The 17,321-nt window shown below is 71.6% G+C and carries 17 protein-coding genes; 8 read left to right on the top strand and 9 right to left on the bottom strand.

Annotation, left to right across the window (positions count from 1 at the left end):
• The gene (locus tag DJ021_RS04405; RefSeq protein WP_207801766.1) at nt 1-417 is read left to right on the top strand and encodes a Zn-ribbon domain-containing OB-fold protein; all 417 of its coding nucleotides are present in this window, start codon (nt 1-3) and stop codon (nt 415-417) included.
• Nucleotides 418-666: 249 nt separating this feature from the next.
• Here the strand turns inward: DJ021_RS04405 and DJ021_RS04400 are convergent, their stop codons facing one another.
• Complete coding sequence (locus DJ021_RS04400; RefSeq protein WP_111456388.1) at nt 667-1,887, bottom strand: CaiB/BaiF CoA transferase family protein; 1,221 nt, start codon at nt 1,885-1,887, stop codon at nt 667-669.
• A gap of 72 nt (nt 1,888-1,959) precedes the next feature.
• On the opposite strand from DJ021_RS04400, the gene DJ021_RS04395 reads away from it, so the two are divergent.
• Nucleotides 1,960-3,126, top strand: a complete 1,167-nt coding sequence (locus DJ021_RS04395; RefSeq protein ID WP_111456387.1) for an acyl-CoA dehydrogenase family protein — start codon at nt 1,960-1,962, stop codon at nt 3,124-3,126.
• A complete protein-coding gene (locus tag DJ021_RS04390) occupies nt 3,123-3,905 on the top strand; it encodes an enoyl-CoA hydratase/isomerase family protein (protein WP_111456386.1) in 783 nt (260 codons plus the stop codon). Before DJ021_RS04395 ends, DJ021_RS04390 begins: the two co-directional genes overlap by 4 nt.
• Before the next feature lie 138 nt (nt 3,906-4,043).
• Here the strand turns inward: DJ021_RS04390 and DJ021_RS04385 are convergent, their stop codons facing one another.
• From DJ021_RS04385 to pyk, 6 genes are all read right to left on the bottom strand, one after another.
• Complete coding sequence (locus DJ021_RS04385; RefSeq protein ID WP_111456385.1) at nt 4,044-4,310, bottom strand: hypothetical protein; 267 nt, start codon at nt 4,308-4,310, stop codon at nt 4,044-4,046.
• Nucleotides 4,311-4,315: 5 nt separating this feature from the next.
• Nucleotides 4,316-4,954, bottom strand: coding sequence for a bifunctional 4-hydroxy-2-oxoglutarate aldolase/2-dehydro-3-deoxy-phosphogluconate aldolase (eda, locus tag DJ021_RS04380; protein WP_111456384.1), 639 nt, complete (start codon nt 4,952-4,954; stop codon nt 4,316-4,318).
• The gene (gene glk, locus DJ021_RS04375; RefSeq protein ID WP_111456383.1) at nt 4,951-5,919 is read right to left on the bottom strand and encodes a glucokinase; all 969 of its coding nucleotides are present in this window, start codon (nt 5,917-5,919) and stop codon (nt 4,951-4,953) included. The genes eda and glk overlap by 4 nt, the downstream gene beginning before the upstream one ends.
• Nucleotides 5,920-7,731: a phosphogluconate dehydratase gene (gene edd / locus DJ021_RS04370; RefSeq protein WP_111456382.1), complete on the bottom strand. Its 1,812-nt coding sequence runs from the start codon at nt 7,729-7,731 to the stop codon at nt 5,920-5,922. It abuts the gene before it with no gap.
• A 10-nt stretch (nt 7,732-7,741) separates the two neighbouring features.
• On the bottom strand, nt 7,742-8,398 hold the full coding sequence (gene pgl / locus DJ021_RS04365; RefSeq protein ID WP_111456381.1) for a 6-phosphogluconolactonase: 657 nt from the start codon (nt 8,396-8,398) through the stop codon (nt 7,742-7,744).
• A 71-nt stretch (nt 8,399-8,469) separates the two neighbouring features.
• Nucleotides 8,470-9,888: a pyruvate kinase gene (gene pyk / locus DJ021_RS04360; RefSeq protein WP_111456380.1), complete on the bottom strand. Its 1,419-nt coding sequence runs from the start codon at nt 9,886-9,888 to the stop codon at nt 8,470-8,472.
• Nucleotides 9,889-10,045: 157 nt separating this feature from the next.
• On the opposite strand from pyk, the gene DJ021_RS04355 reads away from it, so the two are divergent.
• The 3 genes from DJ021_RS04355 to DJ021_RS04345 are packed head-to-tail and all read left to right on the top strand — an operon-like array spanning nt 10,046 to nt 13,126.
• A complete protein-coding gene (locus DJ021_RS04355; protein ID WP_111456379.1) occupies nt 10,046-11,956 on the top strand; it encodes a glycoside hydrolase family 15 protein in 1,911 nt (636 codons plus the stop codon).
• A gap of 58 nt (nt 11,957-12,014) precedes the next feature.
• Nucleotides 12,015-12,824: a glutaminyl-peptide cyclotransferase gene (locus DJ021_RS04350; protein ID WP_111456378.1), complete on the top strand. Its 810-nt coding sequence runs from the start codon at nt 12,015-12,017 to the stop codon at nt 12,822-12,824.
• A gap of 35 nt (nt 12,825-12,859) precedes the next feature.
• Complete coding sequence (locus DJ021_RS04345) at nt 12,860-13,126, top strand: hypothetical protein (protein ID WP_111456377.1); 267 nt, start codon at nt 12,860-12,862, stop codon at nt 13,124-13,126.
• A gap of 10 nt (nt 13,127-13,136) precedes the next feature.
• On the opposite strand, the gene DJ021_RS04340 is transcribed toward DJ021_RS04345, so the two are convergent.
• Both DJ021_RS04340 and zwf read right to left on the bottom strand, forming a co-directional pair.
• A complete protein-coding gene (locus DJ021_RS04340) occupies nt 13,137-13,472 on the bottom strand; it encodes a DUF5335 family protein (protein ID WP_111456376.1) in 336 nt (111 codons plus the stop codon).
• A gap of 86 nt (nt 13,473-13,558) precedes the next feature.
• Nucleotides 13,559-15,022 (bottom strand): glucose-6-phosphate dehydrogenase, encoded by a 1,464-nt coding sequence (gene zwf / locus DJ021_RS04335; protein ID WP_111456375.1) that lies wholly within the window; start codon nt 15,020-15,022, stop codon nt 13,559-13,561.
• A gap of 144 nt (nt 15,023-15,166) precedes the next feature.
• Here zwf and otsB point away from each other — a divergent pair, with 144 nt between their 5' ends.
• Nucleotides 15,167-15,916, top strand: coding sequence for a trehalose-phosphatase (gene otsB / locus DJ021_RS04330; RefSeq protein ID WP_111456374.1), 750 nt, complete (start codon nt 15,167-15,169; stop codon nt 15,914-15,916).
• Nucleotides 15,913-17,313 carry an alpha,alpha-trehalose-phosphate synthase (UDP-forming) gene (locus tag DJ021_RS04325; protein WP_111456373.1) on the top strand — a complete coding sequence of 467 codons (1,401 nt, stop codon included), beginning with the start codon at nt 15,913-15,915 and terminating at the stop codon, nt 17,311-17,313. Before otsB ends, DJ021_RS04325 begins: the two co-directional genes overlap by 4 nt.
• Nucleotides 17,314-17,321: the final 8 nt, after the last annotated feature.

Below are 17,321 nucleotides of genomic sequence, written 5' to 3'. Positions count from 1 at the left end.
ATGTCAGAGACCCAAGAGAAGCCCGCCCTGATGACCCGGCCGATCCCCGCGCCGGTGGTCAACGTCGAGAGCCAGCCGTTCTGGGACGCCGCCCGCGAAGGCCGCTTCCTGATCAAGCGCTGCGTCCCCTGCGGCAAGGCCCACTGGTACCCGCGCGCCATCTGCCCGTTCTGCATGTCCGGCGAGACGGTGTGGGAGGAGAGCCCGGGCGAGGGGGTGATCTACAGCTACTCGGTGATGCATCGCTCGCCGACCGGCCCCTACGCCATCGGCTACGTGACCCTCGACGAGGGCCCGGCGGTGCTGACCAACTTCGTCGGCGTGGCGCCCGACGGCCTGACCATCGGCCAGCGCGTCAATGTCCGCTTCCAGGACACCGAAGGCGGCCCGCCGGTTCCGGTGTTCGCGCCGGCCTAGCGCCGCCCAGTTGCTCCCCCTTTGGGGGAGCTGTCGCGAAGCGACTGAGGGGGGCCTCCAAGGTTCGTGCTGACCCCCTCCACCGCTTCGCGGTCCCCCTCCCCCAGCGGGGGAGGAACTAAGCGACCAAGTTGCTCCCCTTCCGGGGGAGCTGTCGGCGAAGCCGACTGAGGGGGTCCTCCGAGGTTCGCGCCGACCCCCTCCACCGCTTCGCGGTCCCCCTCCCCCAGCGGGGGAGGAACTTCAGTCTCAGGCCGTCTCGTCCTCGCCGAGCTCGGCCAGCACTTCGTCGGTGTGCTCGCCGAGGCGGGGCGGGTGGCGGCGGATGTTGGAGGGGGTGGCGGAAAACCGCACCGGCGGGCGCAGCGCCTTGTAGGTCCCGACCTCGGGGTGCTCGTACTGCTCGAAGAGGCCGACGGCGGCCAGGTGCGGATCGCTCTCCAGGTCGTCCAGCCGGTTGGTCTTCACCACCGGGATCGACAGCGGCTTGAGCAAGGCCAGCCACGCGTCGGTGGTCTTGGTTTCGGTGACCGTCTCCACCAGGGCGTAGAGCTCGTGGGTGTGCTTGGCGCGCGCGGCGTAGTCGGAGAACCGCGGGTCCTTGGCGAGGCTGTCGCCCCAGCCGGCGACCTCGAAGAACTGGTCCCACTGCTTGTCCGTATACGGAAGAAGTCCGATGTAGCCGTCCTGGGTCCGGAACGGCTTGCGGTGCGGATTGACCACCCGCGAATAGCCCCACTGGCCGGTCGGCGGCTCGAAGGCGTGGTCGTAGAGGTGCTCCACCAGGGTGAAGCTGGTGACGCACTCCAGCATCGGCACCTCGACGAACTGGCCCTCGCCGGTGCGGGCGCGGTGCAGCAGGGCCGCGGTCACCGCCTGGGCCATGAACAGGCCGGAGACCTTGTCGGCCACCAGGGTCGGCAGGATGCGCGGGACCGGATTGCCGTCCGTGCGCGGCAGGATGTCGGCCAGGCCCGAGGCGGACTGGATCAGGTCGTCGTAGGCCGGCTCGCCGGCGTAGGGCCCGTCCGAGCCGTAGCCCGCGGCGTGGACGTAGACGATGTCCGGCCGGATCGCCTTGACGTCCTCATAGCCCAGGCCCAGCCGCGTCAGCCCCTCGTAGCGCACGGACGCGGCGAACACGTCGCAGCTGCGGATCAACCGCTTCAGCGCCCGCACGGCGCTGGCCTGCTTGAGGTCCAGCAGCACCGAGCGCTTGTTGCGGTTGATGGTCAGGAAGATCGGGCCCATGTCGCGCGGCGCGCCGTCCGGCACATGGCCCGCCCAGCGCATGATGTCGCCGCCGGCGCCGCGGCCGGAGCCCGGGTCCTCCAGCTTGATCACGTCGGCGCCCTGGTCGGCGAGGATCTGGGTGGCGTAGGCGCCGTTGACGACGCTGGTGAGGTCCAGGATGCGGATCCCGGCCAGCGGCCCGGTGGCCTCCGTCGCCAGCTGCTTGGCTCGCGCCATCTTAGTCCTCCCCTGTCGGCCTTGGGCCGTTATGATCGCTGATAAGATCGCGAAGAATGCGGGGGGAAGCCAGTGGACTTCGACGTTTCCGAAGAGCACCGCATGCTCAAGGACCTGGTCACGCGGTTCGTCCGCGACGAGCTCCTGCCGCTGGAGCCGGCGGTGCTGGCCCGCGAGGCGGCCGGCGAGGGCCTGGGTCTCGGCCCCGCCGAGCACAAGCGGCTGGACGAGGTTTCCCGCGCGCTCGGCCTGTGGGGCCTGGACGCCCCGGAGGACATCGGCGGCGCCGACCTGCCGATGGTGGCCATGGTCGGCGTCAACGAGGAGCTGGGCCGCACGGTCACGCCCTACACCCTGCCGCCCGACAGCCCGAACCTGCGGATGCTGATGGCCACGGTGAACGCGCCGCAGCGCAAGGCCTACCTCGAGCCCTATGTCCGGGGCGAGACGATCTCGGCGATCGGCATCTCCGAGCCGGGCGCGGGCGCCGATCCCGCCGGCATGGTCACCCGCGCCGAGCGCGACGGCGAGGACTGGATCCTCAACGGCCGAAAGACCTGGATAAGCCGCGCCGCGGACGCCGACTTCACCATCGTCATGGCGGTGACCGACAGGGAGAAGCGGGCCCGCGGCGGCATCTCCGCCTTCCTGGTCGACAAGGGCACGCCCGGCTTCAACGTGCTGCGGCGCATCCCGATGATCGGCGGGGCGGCGACCTACGAGATCGCGCTGGAGGACTGCCGGGTCGAGGGCTGGAAGCTCCTGGGGCAGGAGGGCGCGGGCTTCGCCCCGATGCAGCTGCGGCTCGGGACCCGGCGGATCGAGATGGCGTCGTGGTCGATCGGCATGGCGCAGCGGGCGCTGGACATGATCTGCGAGTACGCCCCGCAGCGGAAGACCTTCGGCCTGCCGCTGTCCGAGCGCCAGGCGATCCAGTGGTGGGTGGCCGACGCCGCCACCCGCATCCACGCCGCGCGGCTGATGACCTACGACTGCGCCTGGAAACTGGACCAGGGCCGCGACGTGCGGCAGGAAATCTCGATGATCAAGGCCTACGCCACCGAGATGGCCTGGGAGGTCGTCGACCGCGCCATGCAGACCTTCGGGGCCATGGGCATGACCAAGGAACTGCCGCTGCAGCTGATGGCCTCGCGGCTGCGCACCATGCGGATCTACGACGGCCCGACCGAGGTCCACAAAATGGTCGTGGCCCGCAACCTTCTGGGGACGAGACGATGAAATCCGCGTTCGGGGACCATGTGACGGTGGCCATGGACGGCCACGTGGCGGTGGCGACCATCGACAAGCCGCCGCACAACTTCGTCTCCGTGGAGCTGATGCGCGACCTCGCCGACGCCCTGGAGGCCGTCGATGGCACGCGCGGCGCGCGGGCCATCGTGCTGCAGAGCCAGGGCAAGACCTTCTGCGGCGGGGCCGACTTTTCCAGCCCCGGCGACAGCGTCGCCTCCGGCATGGGCGGGGTCTCGGCCCTCTATGACCAGGCGGTGCGGCTGTTCTCGGTGGAGACGCCGATCGTCGCGGCGGTGCAGGGCTCGGCGGTGGGCGCGGGCCTGGGCCTGGCGCTGGTGGCCGACTTCCGCGTCGCCGCGCCGGAAGCCCGCTTCGTCGCCAACTTCGTCAAGCTCGGCTTCCACCCGGGGTTCGGCCTGACCTACACCCTGCCGCGCCTGGTGGGCGTGCAGCGGGCCAACCTGATGTTCCTCACCGGCCGGCGGATCAAGGCCGAGGAGGGCCTCGCCTGGGGCCTGGTGGACGAAGTTGTTCCGCAGACGGAGCTGCGCGCCGCCGCCCTGCGCCTGGCCGGCGAGATCGCCGAGAACGCCCCGCTGGCGGTGATCTCCACCCGCAAGACCCTGCGCCAGGGGCTGGCCGCCCAGGTCCGCGCGCAGACCGCGATCGAGCACCGCGAGCAATCCATCCTGCGGGTGACCGACGACTTCGCCGAGGGCGTGCGCTCGGTGGCGGAGCGGCGGGCGGGGGTGTTCAAGGGGCTCTGATATCGAGGTGTTGCTTCCTAAGCTGTCGTCATGGCCCGGCTTGTCCGGGCTATCCAGCCCAGGACGCCGGCCGCAGCTGGTGAAGATCGACCTTGGGTTGGATCACCCGGACGAGCCGGGTGATGACGAGCCGGAGGACTACCCCTCCTGGAAGCGCGTCCCGGCGGCGCGTTCGCATTCGGCCGCCAGCTCCTTGAACAGCAGCGACAGGATGATCAGCGCCCGGCCCTCGACGTCGGGGGCCTCGGCGCCCAGGTGCCAGTCGACCATCATGTCGAAGGCCAGTTCCGGCACCATGGCGTTGCGCGCCAGCACGCTGACCGTCGCCGAGCCCGGCTCGCCCGGCCGGGCGCGGGCGGTCACCAGCCAGCGGACCTGCTCGTTGGGGTGCGGCGCGTCCGCCATCGGCGTCAGCCCGCGACGGGCGCCGGCGCGCGCTGGCGCAGCGCCGCGGCCTCGCGGGCCAGCGCGGTGATGCGGCCCCAGTCGCCGGACCGCACCGCGTCGGCGGGGGCGACCCAGCTGCCGCCGACGCAGACCACGTTGGGCAGCGCCAGGTAGTCGGCGGCGTTCTTGGCGTTGACCCCGCCGGTCGGGCAGAACTTCACCTGCTGGAAAGGGCTGGCGAAGGCCTTCAGGGCCTCGACGCCGCCGGCGATGTTGGCCGGGAACAGCTTGAAGCGCTCGAACCCGGCGGCCAGGCCGGCCATCAGTTCGGTGGCGGTGGCGATCCCCGGCAGCAGCGGCACGGGGCCGTCCGCGCGCTCGCCCTCGATCAGCCCCGGGCTGACCGCGAAGGCGCCGCCGACGTCGGCGACCGCCTGGCGCATGGCCGGGGTGAGCACGGTGCCGGCGCCGACGATCGCGCCCTCGACCTCGCCGACCATGCGTTCGATGCTGGCGCTGGCCACCGGCGTGCGCATGGTGATCTCCAGCACCGTCAGGCCGCCGGCCACCAGGGCGCGGCCGAGCGGCACGGCGTGGGCCACGTCGTCGATGATCAGCACCGGGATGACCGGCGCCTGCATCAGGATTTCGTCGAGGGTCATAGGCGCTCCATCTGCCCGAGTTCACGCGCGGCGCCGACGATCGCCGGATAGGGATGCAGCACCAGCGACGTCGGAATCTGCTGCACGTAGGGGGTCAGCCGCCCCTTGTCCTCGAAGCGGGCGCGGAAGCCGCCCGAGGCCAGACGGTCGGCCATGCGGGGCGCGATGCCGCCGGAGACGAAGACGCCGCCGCGGGCGCCGAAGCTCAGCGCCAGGTCGCCGGCCACCGAGCCGAGGATGCCGCAGAACCGGTCGAGGGTGGCGTTGGCCAGGGTGTCGCCGGCGGCGGCCGCGTCGATCACCGCCTTCTCATCGGCCAGCGGGGCGTTGACCCGCTCCATGTCCGCCAGCGCCTGGTAGAGGTCGAAGAGTCCCGGCCCGGACAGCAGCCGCTCGATGGAGGCCCGGCCATACCGGGCGGTCAGCCTGCGCCAGACCTCGACCTCCACCTCGTCGGTGGGGGCGAAGGCGGCGTGACCGCCCTCCGTGGCCACGGCCAGGTCGCCGCGGTCGCCGCGCGCCAGGCCCGCCACTCCGAAGCCTGTGCCCGCGCCCAGCACCACCAGCGGGCAGTCGCTGCCCGGCCGCATCACCGGCCCGATCGGGCGCAGGGCGTCCGGCTCCAGCAGCGGACAGGCCAGCGCCTGGGCCGCGAAGTCGTTGAGCAGCTTCACCGCCTCGAACTCGAAGTGTGCCAGGAGGTCGCCCTCGGAGATCTGCCAGTCGAGGTTGGTGAACTCGATCTCGCCGTCGAGCACCGGCCCGGCGACCGCGATCACCGCCCGCGGCGGGCGTTTGCGGCCGGCGGTGGTCTCCAGGTATTCGCCGATCACGTCGGCGAGGCTGGCGTAGTCGCGCGCCGGGAAGCTGCGGGGGTGGCGGACGTGGCCCTGGGCGTCCACCAGGGCGAAGCGGGCGTTGGTGCCGCCGACGTCGCCGACCAGACCTTCGTACTGTGGTTTCACTTAAGCCGCCTCGAACAGACTGCAGGCGCCCGCGTCGGCGGGCCCGGCGGCGCGGCGCATCCAGCCGAACAGCTCACGCCCATAGCCGAAGCCCGAGGCCCGCGCCACGGCCGGCGCACGACTCATCAATTCTTCCTGCGAAACCCGGATCTCCAGCAGGCCGTTCTCGGCGTCCAGCCGGATCATGTCGCCATCGCGCACCCGGGCCAGCGGCCCGCCGTCGACCGCTTCCGGGGTGACGTGGATGGCGGCCGGGACCTTGCCGCTGGCGCCCGACATCCGCCCGTCGGTGACCAGCGCCACCTTGAACCCCTTGTCGAGCAGGACGCCGAGCGCCGGGGTCAGGGAGTGCAGCTCCGGCATGCCGTTGGCCTTCGGGCCTTGGAAGCGGACCACGGCCACGAAGTCGCGGTTCAGCTCGCCGCGCTTGTGGGCGGCCAGCAGGTCGTCCTGGTCGTCGAACACCAAGGCCGGGGCCTCGACCACCAGATGCGCCGGCTTGACCGCCGAGGTCTTGATCACCGCCCGCCCGAGGCCGCCGGTGAGCAGGCGCAGGCCGCCTTCCGGCTGGAAGGGGTCGTCCACCGGCCGCAGGATGTCGCGGTCGAGCGAGACCGGCGTGCCCTCGCGCCAGACCAGCTTGCCGCCGTCCAGGAAGGGCTCCTGCTGATAGCGGCGCAGCCCCGGCCCGGCGACGGTCGCCACGTCCTCGTGGACGAGGCCGGCGTCCAGCAGCTGGCGGATCACGAAGGCCATGCCGCCGGCCGCGTGGAAGGCGTTCACGTCCTCCGAGCCGTTCGGATAGACCCGGGCGATCAGCGGGGTGATCCGCGAGAGGTCGTCGAAGTCCTCCCACGTGATCCGCACGCCCGCGGCCCGCGCCATCGCCACCAGGTGCAGGGTGTGGTTGGTCGAGCCGCCGGTGGCCAGCAGGCCGGCCAGGGCGTTGACGATCGACTTCTCGTCCACCACCGCGCTCATCGGCGTGTAGTCGTTGCCGCCGTCGCGGATCTCCACCGCCCGCTTCGGGGCGGCGGCGGTCAGGGCGTCGCGGAGCGGCGTGTTCGGGGTCACGAAGGCCGCGCCCGGCAGGTGCAGGCCGGTCATCTCCATCATCATCTGGTTGGAGTTGGCGGTGCCGTAGAAGGTGCAGGTGCCGGGCCCGTGGTAGGACTTCATCTCGCTGTCGAGCAGTTCCTCGCGCGTCGCCTTGCCCTCGGCGTAGAGGGCGCGCACCCGGGCCTTCTCGGCGTTGGAGATGCCCGAGGTCATCGGCCCGCCGGGCACGAAGATCACCGGCAGGTGGCCGAACGCCAGGGCGCCCATGGTCAGGCCCGGCACGATCTTGTCGCAGACGCCCAGCATCAGGGCCGCGTCGAAGGCGTCGTGGGTCAGCGCCACCGCGGTCGCCATGGCGATCACGTCGCGGGAGAACAGCGACAGCTCCATGCCCGGCCGGCCCTGGGTGACGCCGTCGCACATGGCGGGCACGCCGCCGGCGTACTGGGCGGTGGCCCCGACCTCGTGGGCGGCGCGCTTGATGATCGCCGGGAAGCGCTCAAGCGGCTGGTGGGCCGAGAGCATGTCGTTGTAGGCCGAGACGATGGCCACGTTCGGCGCGGTGGGGTCTCGCATCCGCTGCTTGTCGCCGTCGGACTCGGCGGCGAAGGCGTGGGCCCAGTTGGCGCAGGACAGCTTGGCGCGGCCGGGGCCGGCGTGGCGCGCGGCCTCCATCCGCTCCAGGTAATCGGCGCGGCTGTCGCGGCTGCGCTCGACGATCCGCTCGGTGACTTCGGCCGTGACCGGATGCATGGGACCTATCCTACTGCGGCGCCCAGAGGACTCTGACGGGAACGCGCGCCTGGGCGAGGAGGGCGCGCACCGGAAGCTCCGCCCCGGCTTCGGCGCGGGCCAGCACCTCCCGCTTAGCCGCGCCGGAGATCAAGAGGAAGATGGCCCGGGCCTGCAACAGCGCCGCCAGGGTCAGGCTGGTCCGCGCCAGCGGCGGCGAGCCGACGCCGGCCGGCACGTCCAGCAGCATCCGCTCGCCGGCCGGATCCATGCCCTGCGCCAGCGCCGGGCTGCCGGGGATCAGCGAGGCCACGTGGCCGTCCTCGCCCATGCCCAGCAGCACCGCGTCGAACGGCGCCAGCGCCTTCAGCGCCGGCTCCGCATAGTCGGTCAGCGGCAGGAAGTGGGCCTTGGCCGCCTCGCCCACGAACAGCCGCTCGCGCAGCAGGCGGGCGTTGGACTCCGGCGCGTCCGGCTCCACGGACCGCTCGTCGGACAGCGTCACCACCACCCGGGCCCAGTCGATGCGGGCCTCGCGCAGCCGATCGTAGACCGGGCCCGGCATCCGGCCGCCGGTGGCGACCAGGCTGGCCCGGCCGCGGGTCTTCAGGCCGTCCGCCAGGCAGGCCTCCACCGCGTGGGCGGCGGCCTCGGCCAGGGCGGCGACTTTGGGGTAGGTCTCCAGCATCCGGGGTGTTTAACGCGTGCGACCCGGCTTGCGCTGCCATTTTTCCGCGCGGCCACGCCGGGGCGGGCGACTCACCGCCGGGGCGCGTGCGCCAGCCGCAGGATGTTGGCGGCGCCCGGCGAGCCCATCGGCAGGCCGGCGAGGATCAGCACCCGCTGGCCGGGCCCGGCGAGGCCGGTCTCGACGGCCTGTTCGACGGCCACCCGCGCCAGGTCCTCGGGGTCGAGGATCTCCGGCACCACCCGCGGTTCGACGCCCCAGGCCAGCGCCAGGCGGCGCGCGGTGGACAGGTTCGGGGTCAGCGCCAGGGTGGGCTGCAGGGGCCGCTCGCGGGCGAGGCGCAGCGCCGTCTGGCCGGTGGTGGTGAAGGTGGCGAGGCAGGCGGTGGAGGCGGCCTCGGCGGCGCGCCGGGCGGCGGCCACCAGGGCGTCGGCGTCGGCGTCCTCGACCGGGTATTCGGCGCGCATCAGCTCCGGCCAGCGGGGATCGTTCTCCACGCGGGTGATGATGCGGTCCATCATCGCCACGGCTTCCACCGGATAGTCGCCGACCGCGCTCTCGGCCGACAGCATCACCGCATCGGCGCCCTCGTAGACCGCGCCGGCCACGTCGGAGGTCTCGGCGCGGGTGGGGGTCGGCGAGTGGGTCATGGATTCCAGCATCTGGGTGGCGACGATCACCGGCAGGCCGCGCAGGCGGGCCGCGCGGACCAGCTGCTTCTGGACCACCGGCACCTCCTCGGGCGCCAGCTCCACGCCGAGGTCGCCGCGGGCCACCATGATGCCGTCGCAGAGGTCGAGGATCTCATCCAGCACGTCCAGGGCGGCCGGCTTCTCGATCTTGGCCAGCACCGCGGCGCGGCCTTCGACCAGGCGACGAAGTTCGGCCATGTCGGAGGCGCGCTGCACGAAGGACAGCGCCACCCAGTCGACGCCCTGCTTGAGGGCGAAGGCCAGGTCCAGGCGGTCCTTGTCGGTCAGCGCCGGGATCGGGATGGCGTTGCCGGGCAGGTTCAGGCCCTTGTGGTCGGACAGCTGCTCGCCGGCCTCGACAACCGTGTCGGCGAAGTCCGCGCCGTGCGCGGTCACCCGCAGCCGCACCTTGCCGTCGTCCAGCAGGATCTGGGAACCGGCGCGGACCGCGGCGAACACCTCGGGATGCGGCACGCCGATGCGCGCGGCGTCGCCGGGGGCCGCCTTCAGGTCGATGCGGAAGCTCTGGCCGGACTTCAGGCGCACCATGCCGTCGGCGAACTCCCCCAGCCGCAGCTTCGGGCCCTGCAGGTCGGCCAACACCGCCAGCGGCCGGCCGATCGCCTGCTCGGCCTTGCGCACCGACTGGATGGTGCGCGCGTGGTCGGCGTGGGCGCCGTGGCTGAAGTTCACCCGGAAGACGTCCGCGCCCGCCTGGGCGAGTTCGCGGATCTTCGCAGGCTCGCGGCTGGCGGGGCCCAGGGTCGCGACGATGCGGGCGCGGCGGGCTCGGATCATCCGGTTTCTTCCATCTGTCGGGTCGGGGACGCAGGCACAACGCAGAAGCGACTCGCACAGCTTCTGGAGCCAAGCTTATCAAGAGACGTTTATGCCGCGTCGAGGGGGAAACGGGGCGCCCTCGAAATGATCCCTCGCCACGGCCGGATGATCCGCATTGACCCAGACGCTCGACCTGTTCCCGATCGGCAACTGCACCGCCAGCGCCCTCATCGACCGCGATGGGCGCTTCGTCTGGGCCTGCGTGCCGCGGGTGGACGGCGATCCGTTCTTCTCCGCCCTGCTCGGCGGGATCGATCCGGCGGCCGACGCCGCGCAGGGCCTGTGGGACATCCAGGTCGAGGGCGCGGTCGAGACCACCCAGGAATACCTGCGCAACACCCCGATCCTGCGCACCGTGGTCACCGCGGCCTCGGGCGCGGCGGTGGAGATCATCGATTTCTGCCCGCGCTACCGCCAGCTCGGCCGGGTCTACCGGCCGCTGGCCTTCATCCGGCTGGTCCGGCCGCTGCGCGACACGCCCAGGATCACCATCCGCCTGCGCCCCACCGACGACTATGGCGCGCGGCCGACGGTGCAGACGGTCGGCTCCAACCACATCCGCTACGTGGGCGGCGAAGCGACGCTGCGGCTCACCACCGACGCCCCGGTCAGCCATATCCAGGCCGAGCGCACCTTCCGACTGGAAGAGCCGATCGCCATGTTCCTCGGCCCTGACGAGGGGTTCGATTCCGACGTCGCCACCACCACCGCTCGGATGCTGCGCGAGACCACCGACTACTGGCGCGGCTGGGTGCGGACGCTGTCGGTGCCGCTCGAGTGGCAGGCGGCGGTGATCCGCGCGGCCATCACCCTCAAGCTGTGCGCCTACGAGGAGACCGGCGCCATCGTCGCGGCGCTGACCACCTCGATCCCCGAGCATTCGGACGCCACTGGCACGGCGCGCAACTGGGACTACCGGTATTGCTGGCTGCGGGACGCCTACTACGTGGTCCAGGCCCTCAACCGCCTGGGCGCGGCCGACATGCTGGAGAACTACCTGCGCTACCTGCGCAACCTGGTGGACCAGGCGGCCTACGGCGAGCGGCAGCCGATCCAGGCCACGGTCACCCAAGGCCTGACGCCCAGCCTGCCGGGGCCGCGCGGCCTGGCGCCGACGGTGGTGGTCGACCGCAGCAAGGCCGGCCACGTGCAGCCGGTCTACGGCGTCGGCCTGGAGCCGGTGCTGACCGAGTGGATCGCGCCGCACCTGCCGGGCTATCGCGGCATGGGTCCGGTGCGGGTCGGCAACCAGGCGCACGAGCACCTGCAGCACGACGTCTACGGCCAGATCGTGCTGTCCACCGTGCAGGCCTTCTTCGACGAGCGGCTGTTCAGGCCGGCGAACGCCGCGGACTTCCAGGCGCTCGAGCCGGTCGGCGAGCGGGCCTTCGAGCTGCACGACAAGCCCGACGCCAGTCTGTGGGAGTTCCGCGGCCGCGAGGCGGTGCACACCTATTCCTCGGTGATGTGCTGGGCGGCCTGCGACCGGCTGGGCAACGCCGCCGACCGCCTGGGCCTGGCCGAGCGCGCTCGCTACTGGAACGACAAGGCCGCGCAGATCCGCGCCACCATCGAAGAGCGCGCCTGGAACCCGGAGCTCGGCCGCTACGCCGCCACCTTCGGGGGCGACGAGCTCGACGCTTCGTTGCTGCAGCTGGTCGACGTGCGGTTCGCCTCGCCGGACGATCCGCGGATGCGGGCCACCATGGAGGCGGTGGAGAAGGGCCTGCGGCGCGGCCGCTTCATGTTGCGCTACGCCATTCCCGACGACTTCGGGGAGCCGAAGACGGCGTTCAACTTCTGCACCTTCTGGCTGATCGAGGCCCTGCACCTCTCCGGCCGCTCCGAGGAGGCGCGCCAGCTGTTCGAGGAGATGCTGGCCCGCCGGACCGCCGCCGGCCTGCTGTCGGAGGACATCTCCTTCACCGGCGACGAGCTGTGGGGCAACTATCCGCAGACCTATTCCCTGGTCGGCCTGATCAACTGCGCCACCCTGCTGTCGAAGCCGTGGAGCAGCGTGCGCTAGCCTGACCGCGCGCCAGCCGCTACCAAGCCGGAACGCGGGGGCGCGTGCAGGGCGGATCATGGCTTTTCGGTCGATCAGGGCGGCGGTTCTGGGCCTGGCGCTGGCCGCGGCGGCGCTGTGCGCCCAGGCCCAGGCGGCGATTCCCGTCTACGGCGCGCGCGTGGTCCACGCCTATCCGCACGATCCGCAGGCGTTCACCGAAGGCCTCTTCTACCTGGGCGGCTTCCTCTACGAGAGCACCGGCCTGGAGGGGCAGTCCTCGATCCGCAAGGTCGAGCTGAAGACCGGCCAGGTGGTGCGGCAGCGCGCCATTCCGTCCCAGTACTTCGGCGAGGGGATCGTCGCCTGGAACGACCGGCTGGTGGAGCTGACCTGGCGCTCGCAGGTGGGCTTCGTCTACGACCTCGCCGGCTTCGCGCCGCGGGCGAGCTTCCGCTACCCCGGCGAGGGCTGGGCCCTGACCCGCGACAGCCGCCGGCTGATCATGAGCGACGGCACCCCCGACATCCGCTTCCTCGATCCGCAGACCTATGCCGAGACCGGGCGCATCCGCGTCACCTGCCAGGGCCGGCCGGTGGCCAACCTCAACGAACTGGAGTGGGTGCGCGGCGAACTCTACGCCAACATCTGGCAGACCAGCCTGATCGCCCGCATCGATCCCGCCAGCGGCCGGGTGACCGGCTGGATCGACCTCTCGGCCCTGGTCGCCGCGGCGCCCGCCGACCCCGACGCCGTGCTCAACGGCATCGCCTATGACGCGGCCCACGACCGGCTGTTCGTCACCGGCAAGCTGTGGCCGAAGCTCTACGAGATCAAGCTGGTCCCCCGCCGCGGCCCCGCCGCCTTGCCCGACGGACTGTGCGGCTAGGCGGAACCTTCACCGGCTTCGCACGTCGGATGGGAATGACAGAGCCCACCCAAGGCCACGGCGGCCCCGAGGAGCTGCGTCGGGCGCTCGAGGCGGCCGACGCCATGATCAGCCGGATCGAGGACCTGGTCGCCGACCACCTGTCGCGCGGCGAGGCGCTCGACGAGAAGGCGGCCTTCTACGAGGTCGTGCAGGCGCTGGAGATCGCGCCGGAGATCAGAGCGATCCGCCTGGCGCTGGGCGACTCGCCCAGCCGGTTCGGCGAGCCCACGCCGCTGTCGGCGGGGGATCACACCGGCTAGCCCACACTCGCTAGACGGGCGTCGGCGGCAGGGGGAAGGGCTCGCGGAACTGGACGATGTGCTCCGCGCCCTCGTCGTCGACCACCGCCAGGCTGTCGGCCAGCCCCTCGCGCTCGCGCACGGCGAAGGTCCGCGGATGGCGCACCAGATGGTCCACGTCTTCGAACTGGAATTCGAAGAGGTCGTCCTTGGGGTCGTAGGTGATTCCGCGCAGCGGCGACCACTCGGCCTCGATCTGGTCGCCGATCCGCAACGACGCCACCTCCAGCCTGGCCGGCTGGCCGTGGATCTCCCGGCTCAGCAACTCCGTGGCCGCCTGCCACCTGGACTTCTCCACCGTCGCCATCAGAGGGCTCCTTCCGCAGGCGCCCACCCAACACCGGGGCCAGCGCCGCCCCGACCCGTGCCAGGGCACCGCGGCACTATACGCCGCTAGTCGAGCCAGGCGCGGGCCGAACGCTCGATAAGGGCGAATGCGCCCGACGGGCCCCAGCTGCCGGCCGCATAGGGCTTGGGCGTCAGCCCCGCGTCCTTCCAGGCCGCCGCCACGCCGTCGACCCAGCGCCAGGCCTCCTCGACCTCGTCGCGGCGCACGAACAGCGTCGAATTGCCGTGGATCACGTCCAGCAGCAGCCGCTCGTAGGCGATCCTGCGGCGCGCGCCCGGGCCCTCGTAGGCGCGCAGCAGGCTGAGCGACAGGGGCAGGGACTGCAGCCGCATGCCGCCCTGGGTGATGCCGGGCGCCTTGTTCATCAGCAGCAGCTCGATGTCCTCGTCCGGCTGCAGGTCGATGACCAGACGGTTGGCGGTCAGGTCGTCCTTGGCCGAGCCGCCGAAGATCGAGTGCGGCACGCCCTTGAACTGGATGGCGATCTGGGTGCGCCGCTCGGGCAGCCGCTTGCCGGTGCGCAGGAAAAACGGCACCCCGGCCCAGCGCCAGTTGTCGATGTCCGCGCGCAGGGCCACGAAGGTCTCGGTCCCGCTGGCCTGGCCACGCTCCTGCTCGTAGCCGGCGGCGGTCTTCCCTCCGACCACGCCGGGCGTGTACTGGCCGCGGATGCTGGCGGCCTGGACCTCGGCGCGGGTGAAGGGGCGCAGGCTGCGCAGCACCTTCACCTTCTCGTTGCGCACCGAGTCCGGCTCCATGTCCGACGGCGGCTCCATGGCCACCAGGCAGAGCAGCTGCAGCATGTGGTTCTGCAGCATGTCGCGCAGGGCGCCGTACTCGTCGTAGTAGGGCCAGCGGTCGCCCACCCCTTCCGTCTCGGCCACGGTGATCTGCACGTGGTCGATGGTCAGGTTGTTCCACAGCGGCTCGAACAGGGTGTTGGCGAACCGCAGGGCGATCAGGTTCTGCACCGTCTCCTTGCCCAGGTAGTGGTCGATGCGGAAGATCCGGTCCTCGCCGAACACCGCCCCGACCGCGACGTTGATCTCCTTGGAGGTCTCCAGGTCGCGGCCGATCGGCTTCTCCAGCACGATGCGCGAGTCCCGCGAGGTCAGGCCGGCCGCCGCCAGGGCGACGCAGACCCGGCCGTAGAGGCTGGGCGACAGGGCCAGGTAGAAGATCGGCGCCTTGGCCGCCTCCAGCAGCGGCTTCAGGACGCTGGCGCCTTCCGGCGTGGTGGCGTCGGCGGCGACGTAGTCGAGGCGGGCGGCGAACCGCGCCCAGACCTTGTCGTCGAGCCCTTCGGCGCGCTTCTGCATGAGGTGCAGAACCTGTTCGACGAACGCGTCGCGCGACAGTTCGGCCCGCGCCGTGGCGATCACCCGAAAGCCGTCCGGCAGGAAGCCGTCGGCGTCGAGAAAATACAGCGAAGGCAGCAGCATCCGGCTGGCCAGGTCGCCCGTCGCGCCAAACAGCACGATCGCATCCGCCTGCGGCGTCTCGGCCATCGGCTCACCTTTCCGTGATTTGTCGAAGACCGCATAGCGCGGATTGCGGCCCCCGCCGTCAAGGCCTGACGGGCCGATCATGGTGAAGCTGGGATCGACAGCGCGGCCTGTGCGTTGTCTCCGGGATTAGGGGCGATCCGGTTCATGACGTTCGACGAGACCACCATCGCCCTGCCGCCGCCCAAGCCGTTGTCGCTGGCGCAAGCCGCCCTCTTCCTGGACCTGGACGGCACGCTGGCTCCGATCGCCGCGCGGCCGCAGGACGTCCGCCCGGACCCGCGGCGCACCAGCCTTTTGGCGCGCCTGGAGACGACGCTGGGCGGCCGGCTGGCGGTGGTCAGCGGCCGCACCCTCGCCGACGTGGACCGCATCCTGGAAGGCCGCATCACCGCGGTGTCCGCCGTGCATGGCCTGGTCCGCCGCGAGCCCGACGGCACGATCCACCAGGCCGCGCCGCATCCCGACCTGCCGGAGGTCGCCCGCCGCTTCGGCGACTTCGCCGCCCGCGACTCGGGCCTGATCGTCGAGGAGAAGGGGCTGAGCGTGGCGCTGCATTACCGCCTGGCCCGCGCCCACGGCCCGGCCGCCGAGGCGCTGGCCCAGGAGCTGGCGGCGAAGACCGGCCTCACCTTGCAGCACGGCGACATGGTGGAGGAGCTGCGCACGCCCGGCCCCACCAAGGGCGACAGCGTCGAGGCCTTCCTGGGACAGCCGCCGTTCGCCGGCGCGCGGCCGGTCTTCGTCGGCGACGACGACACCGACGAGCACGGCTTCGCCGCGGTGCAGGCCCGCGGCGGACTCGGCGTCCTGATCGGCCCCCCACGCGCCACGGAAGCGAAGTTCCGCCTGCCGGGGGTCGAGGAGGCCCTGGCCTGGCTGGAGGCCGCCCTATGAGCCGGCTGATCGTCGTCTCCAACCGCGTCAACCCGCCCAGCGGCAAGGGCGAGGAGAGCGTCGGCGGCCTGGCCATGGCGCTGGCGGCGGCGCTGCGCGAATACTCCGGCCTGTGGTTCGGCTGGAGCGGCAAGACCACGCCGGAATTCAACGGCCAGCTGGCGATGCAGAAGGTCGACGGGGTGACCGTGGCCACGGTCGACCTCGAGGAGATCGACGTCGACGAGTACTACAACGGCTACGCCAACAAGACGCTGTGGCCGCTGTTCCACTACCGCACCGACCTGGCGGCCTACGACCGCGCCTACGGCGAGGGCTACGAGCGGGTGAACATCCGCTTCGCCGAGACCCTGCGGCCGCTGATCGAGCGCGACGACCTGATCTGGATCCACGACTACCACCTGATCCCGATGGCCCGGGAACTGCGCAAGCTGGGGGTGAAGAACCGGATCGGCTTCTTCCTGCACGTGCCCTGGCCCGCGCATCAGGTGTTCACCACCCTGCCGGGCCACCGCCTGCTGGTGCAGGCGCTGTTCGACTACGACCTAGTGGGCTTCCAGACCGTCGAGTACCGGCAGGCCTTCGAGGAATATGTGCTGGCCGAGGCGGGCGGCGCCCAGACCTCTCCGGGACATCTGAAGGCGTTCGGCCGCAAGCTTCAGGTGGGCGCCTTTCCGATCGGCATCGACGCGGCGGATTTCGCCCGCATGCTGCGCTCGCCGCGGGCCCGGCGGATGCGCGACCTGATGGCCGCCTGCACGGTGTTCCGCCACCTGATCGTCGGCGTCGACCGGCTCGACTATTCCAAGGGCCTGGAGGAGCGGTTCATCGGCTTCGAGCGGCTGCTGGCGGGCCATCCGGACATCCGCCGCGAGGTGCTGATGCTGCAGATCGCCCCGGTCAGCCGCGAGGGGGTCGAGGCCTACCAGGAAATCCGCGGCCGGCTCGACGCGCTGTCCGGCCGGATCAACGGCGAGTTCGCCGACATCGACTGGGCGCCGTTCCGCTACGTGAACAAGAACTACCGCCGCGATGAGCTGGCCGGCATCTATGGCGCCGCCCGCGTCGGCCTGGTGACGCCGCTGCGCGACGGCATGAACCTGGTGGCCAAGGAATTCGTCGCCTCGCAGAACCCCGAGGACCCCGGCGTGCTGATCCTGTCGCGCTTCGCCGGCGCCGCGCGGCAGCTCGACCAGGCGCTGCTGGTCAATCCGAACAGCCCCGAGGAGGTGGCCGAGGCGCTGAAGCAGGCGCTGGCCATGGAACTGCCGGAGCGAATCCGCCGTTGGCGCGCTCTGTTCGACAACGTCCAGCGCGAGGACGTCACCGCCTGGCGGGACGCCTACGTCGCCGCGCTCGCCGGCACCGAGCAAAGGCGGACCGCGCTGGCCAGCTGAGGAGCCCG

The organism is Phenylobacterium hankyongense, from assembly GCF_003254505.1.
In the GTDB taxonomy this organism is placed as follows: domain Bacteria; phylum Pseudomonadota; class Alphaproteobacteria; order Caulobacterales; family Caulobacteraceae; genus Phenylobacterium; species Phenylobacterium hankyongense.
Note: the sequence above shows the minus strand (reverse complement) of the source record. Positions and strands in the feature narration are given on the sequence as shown.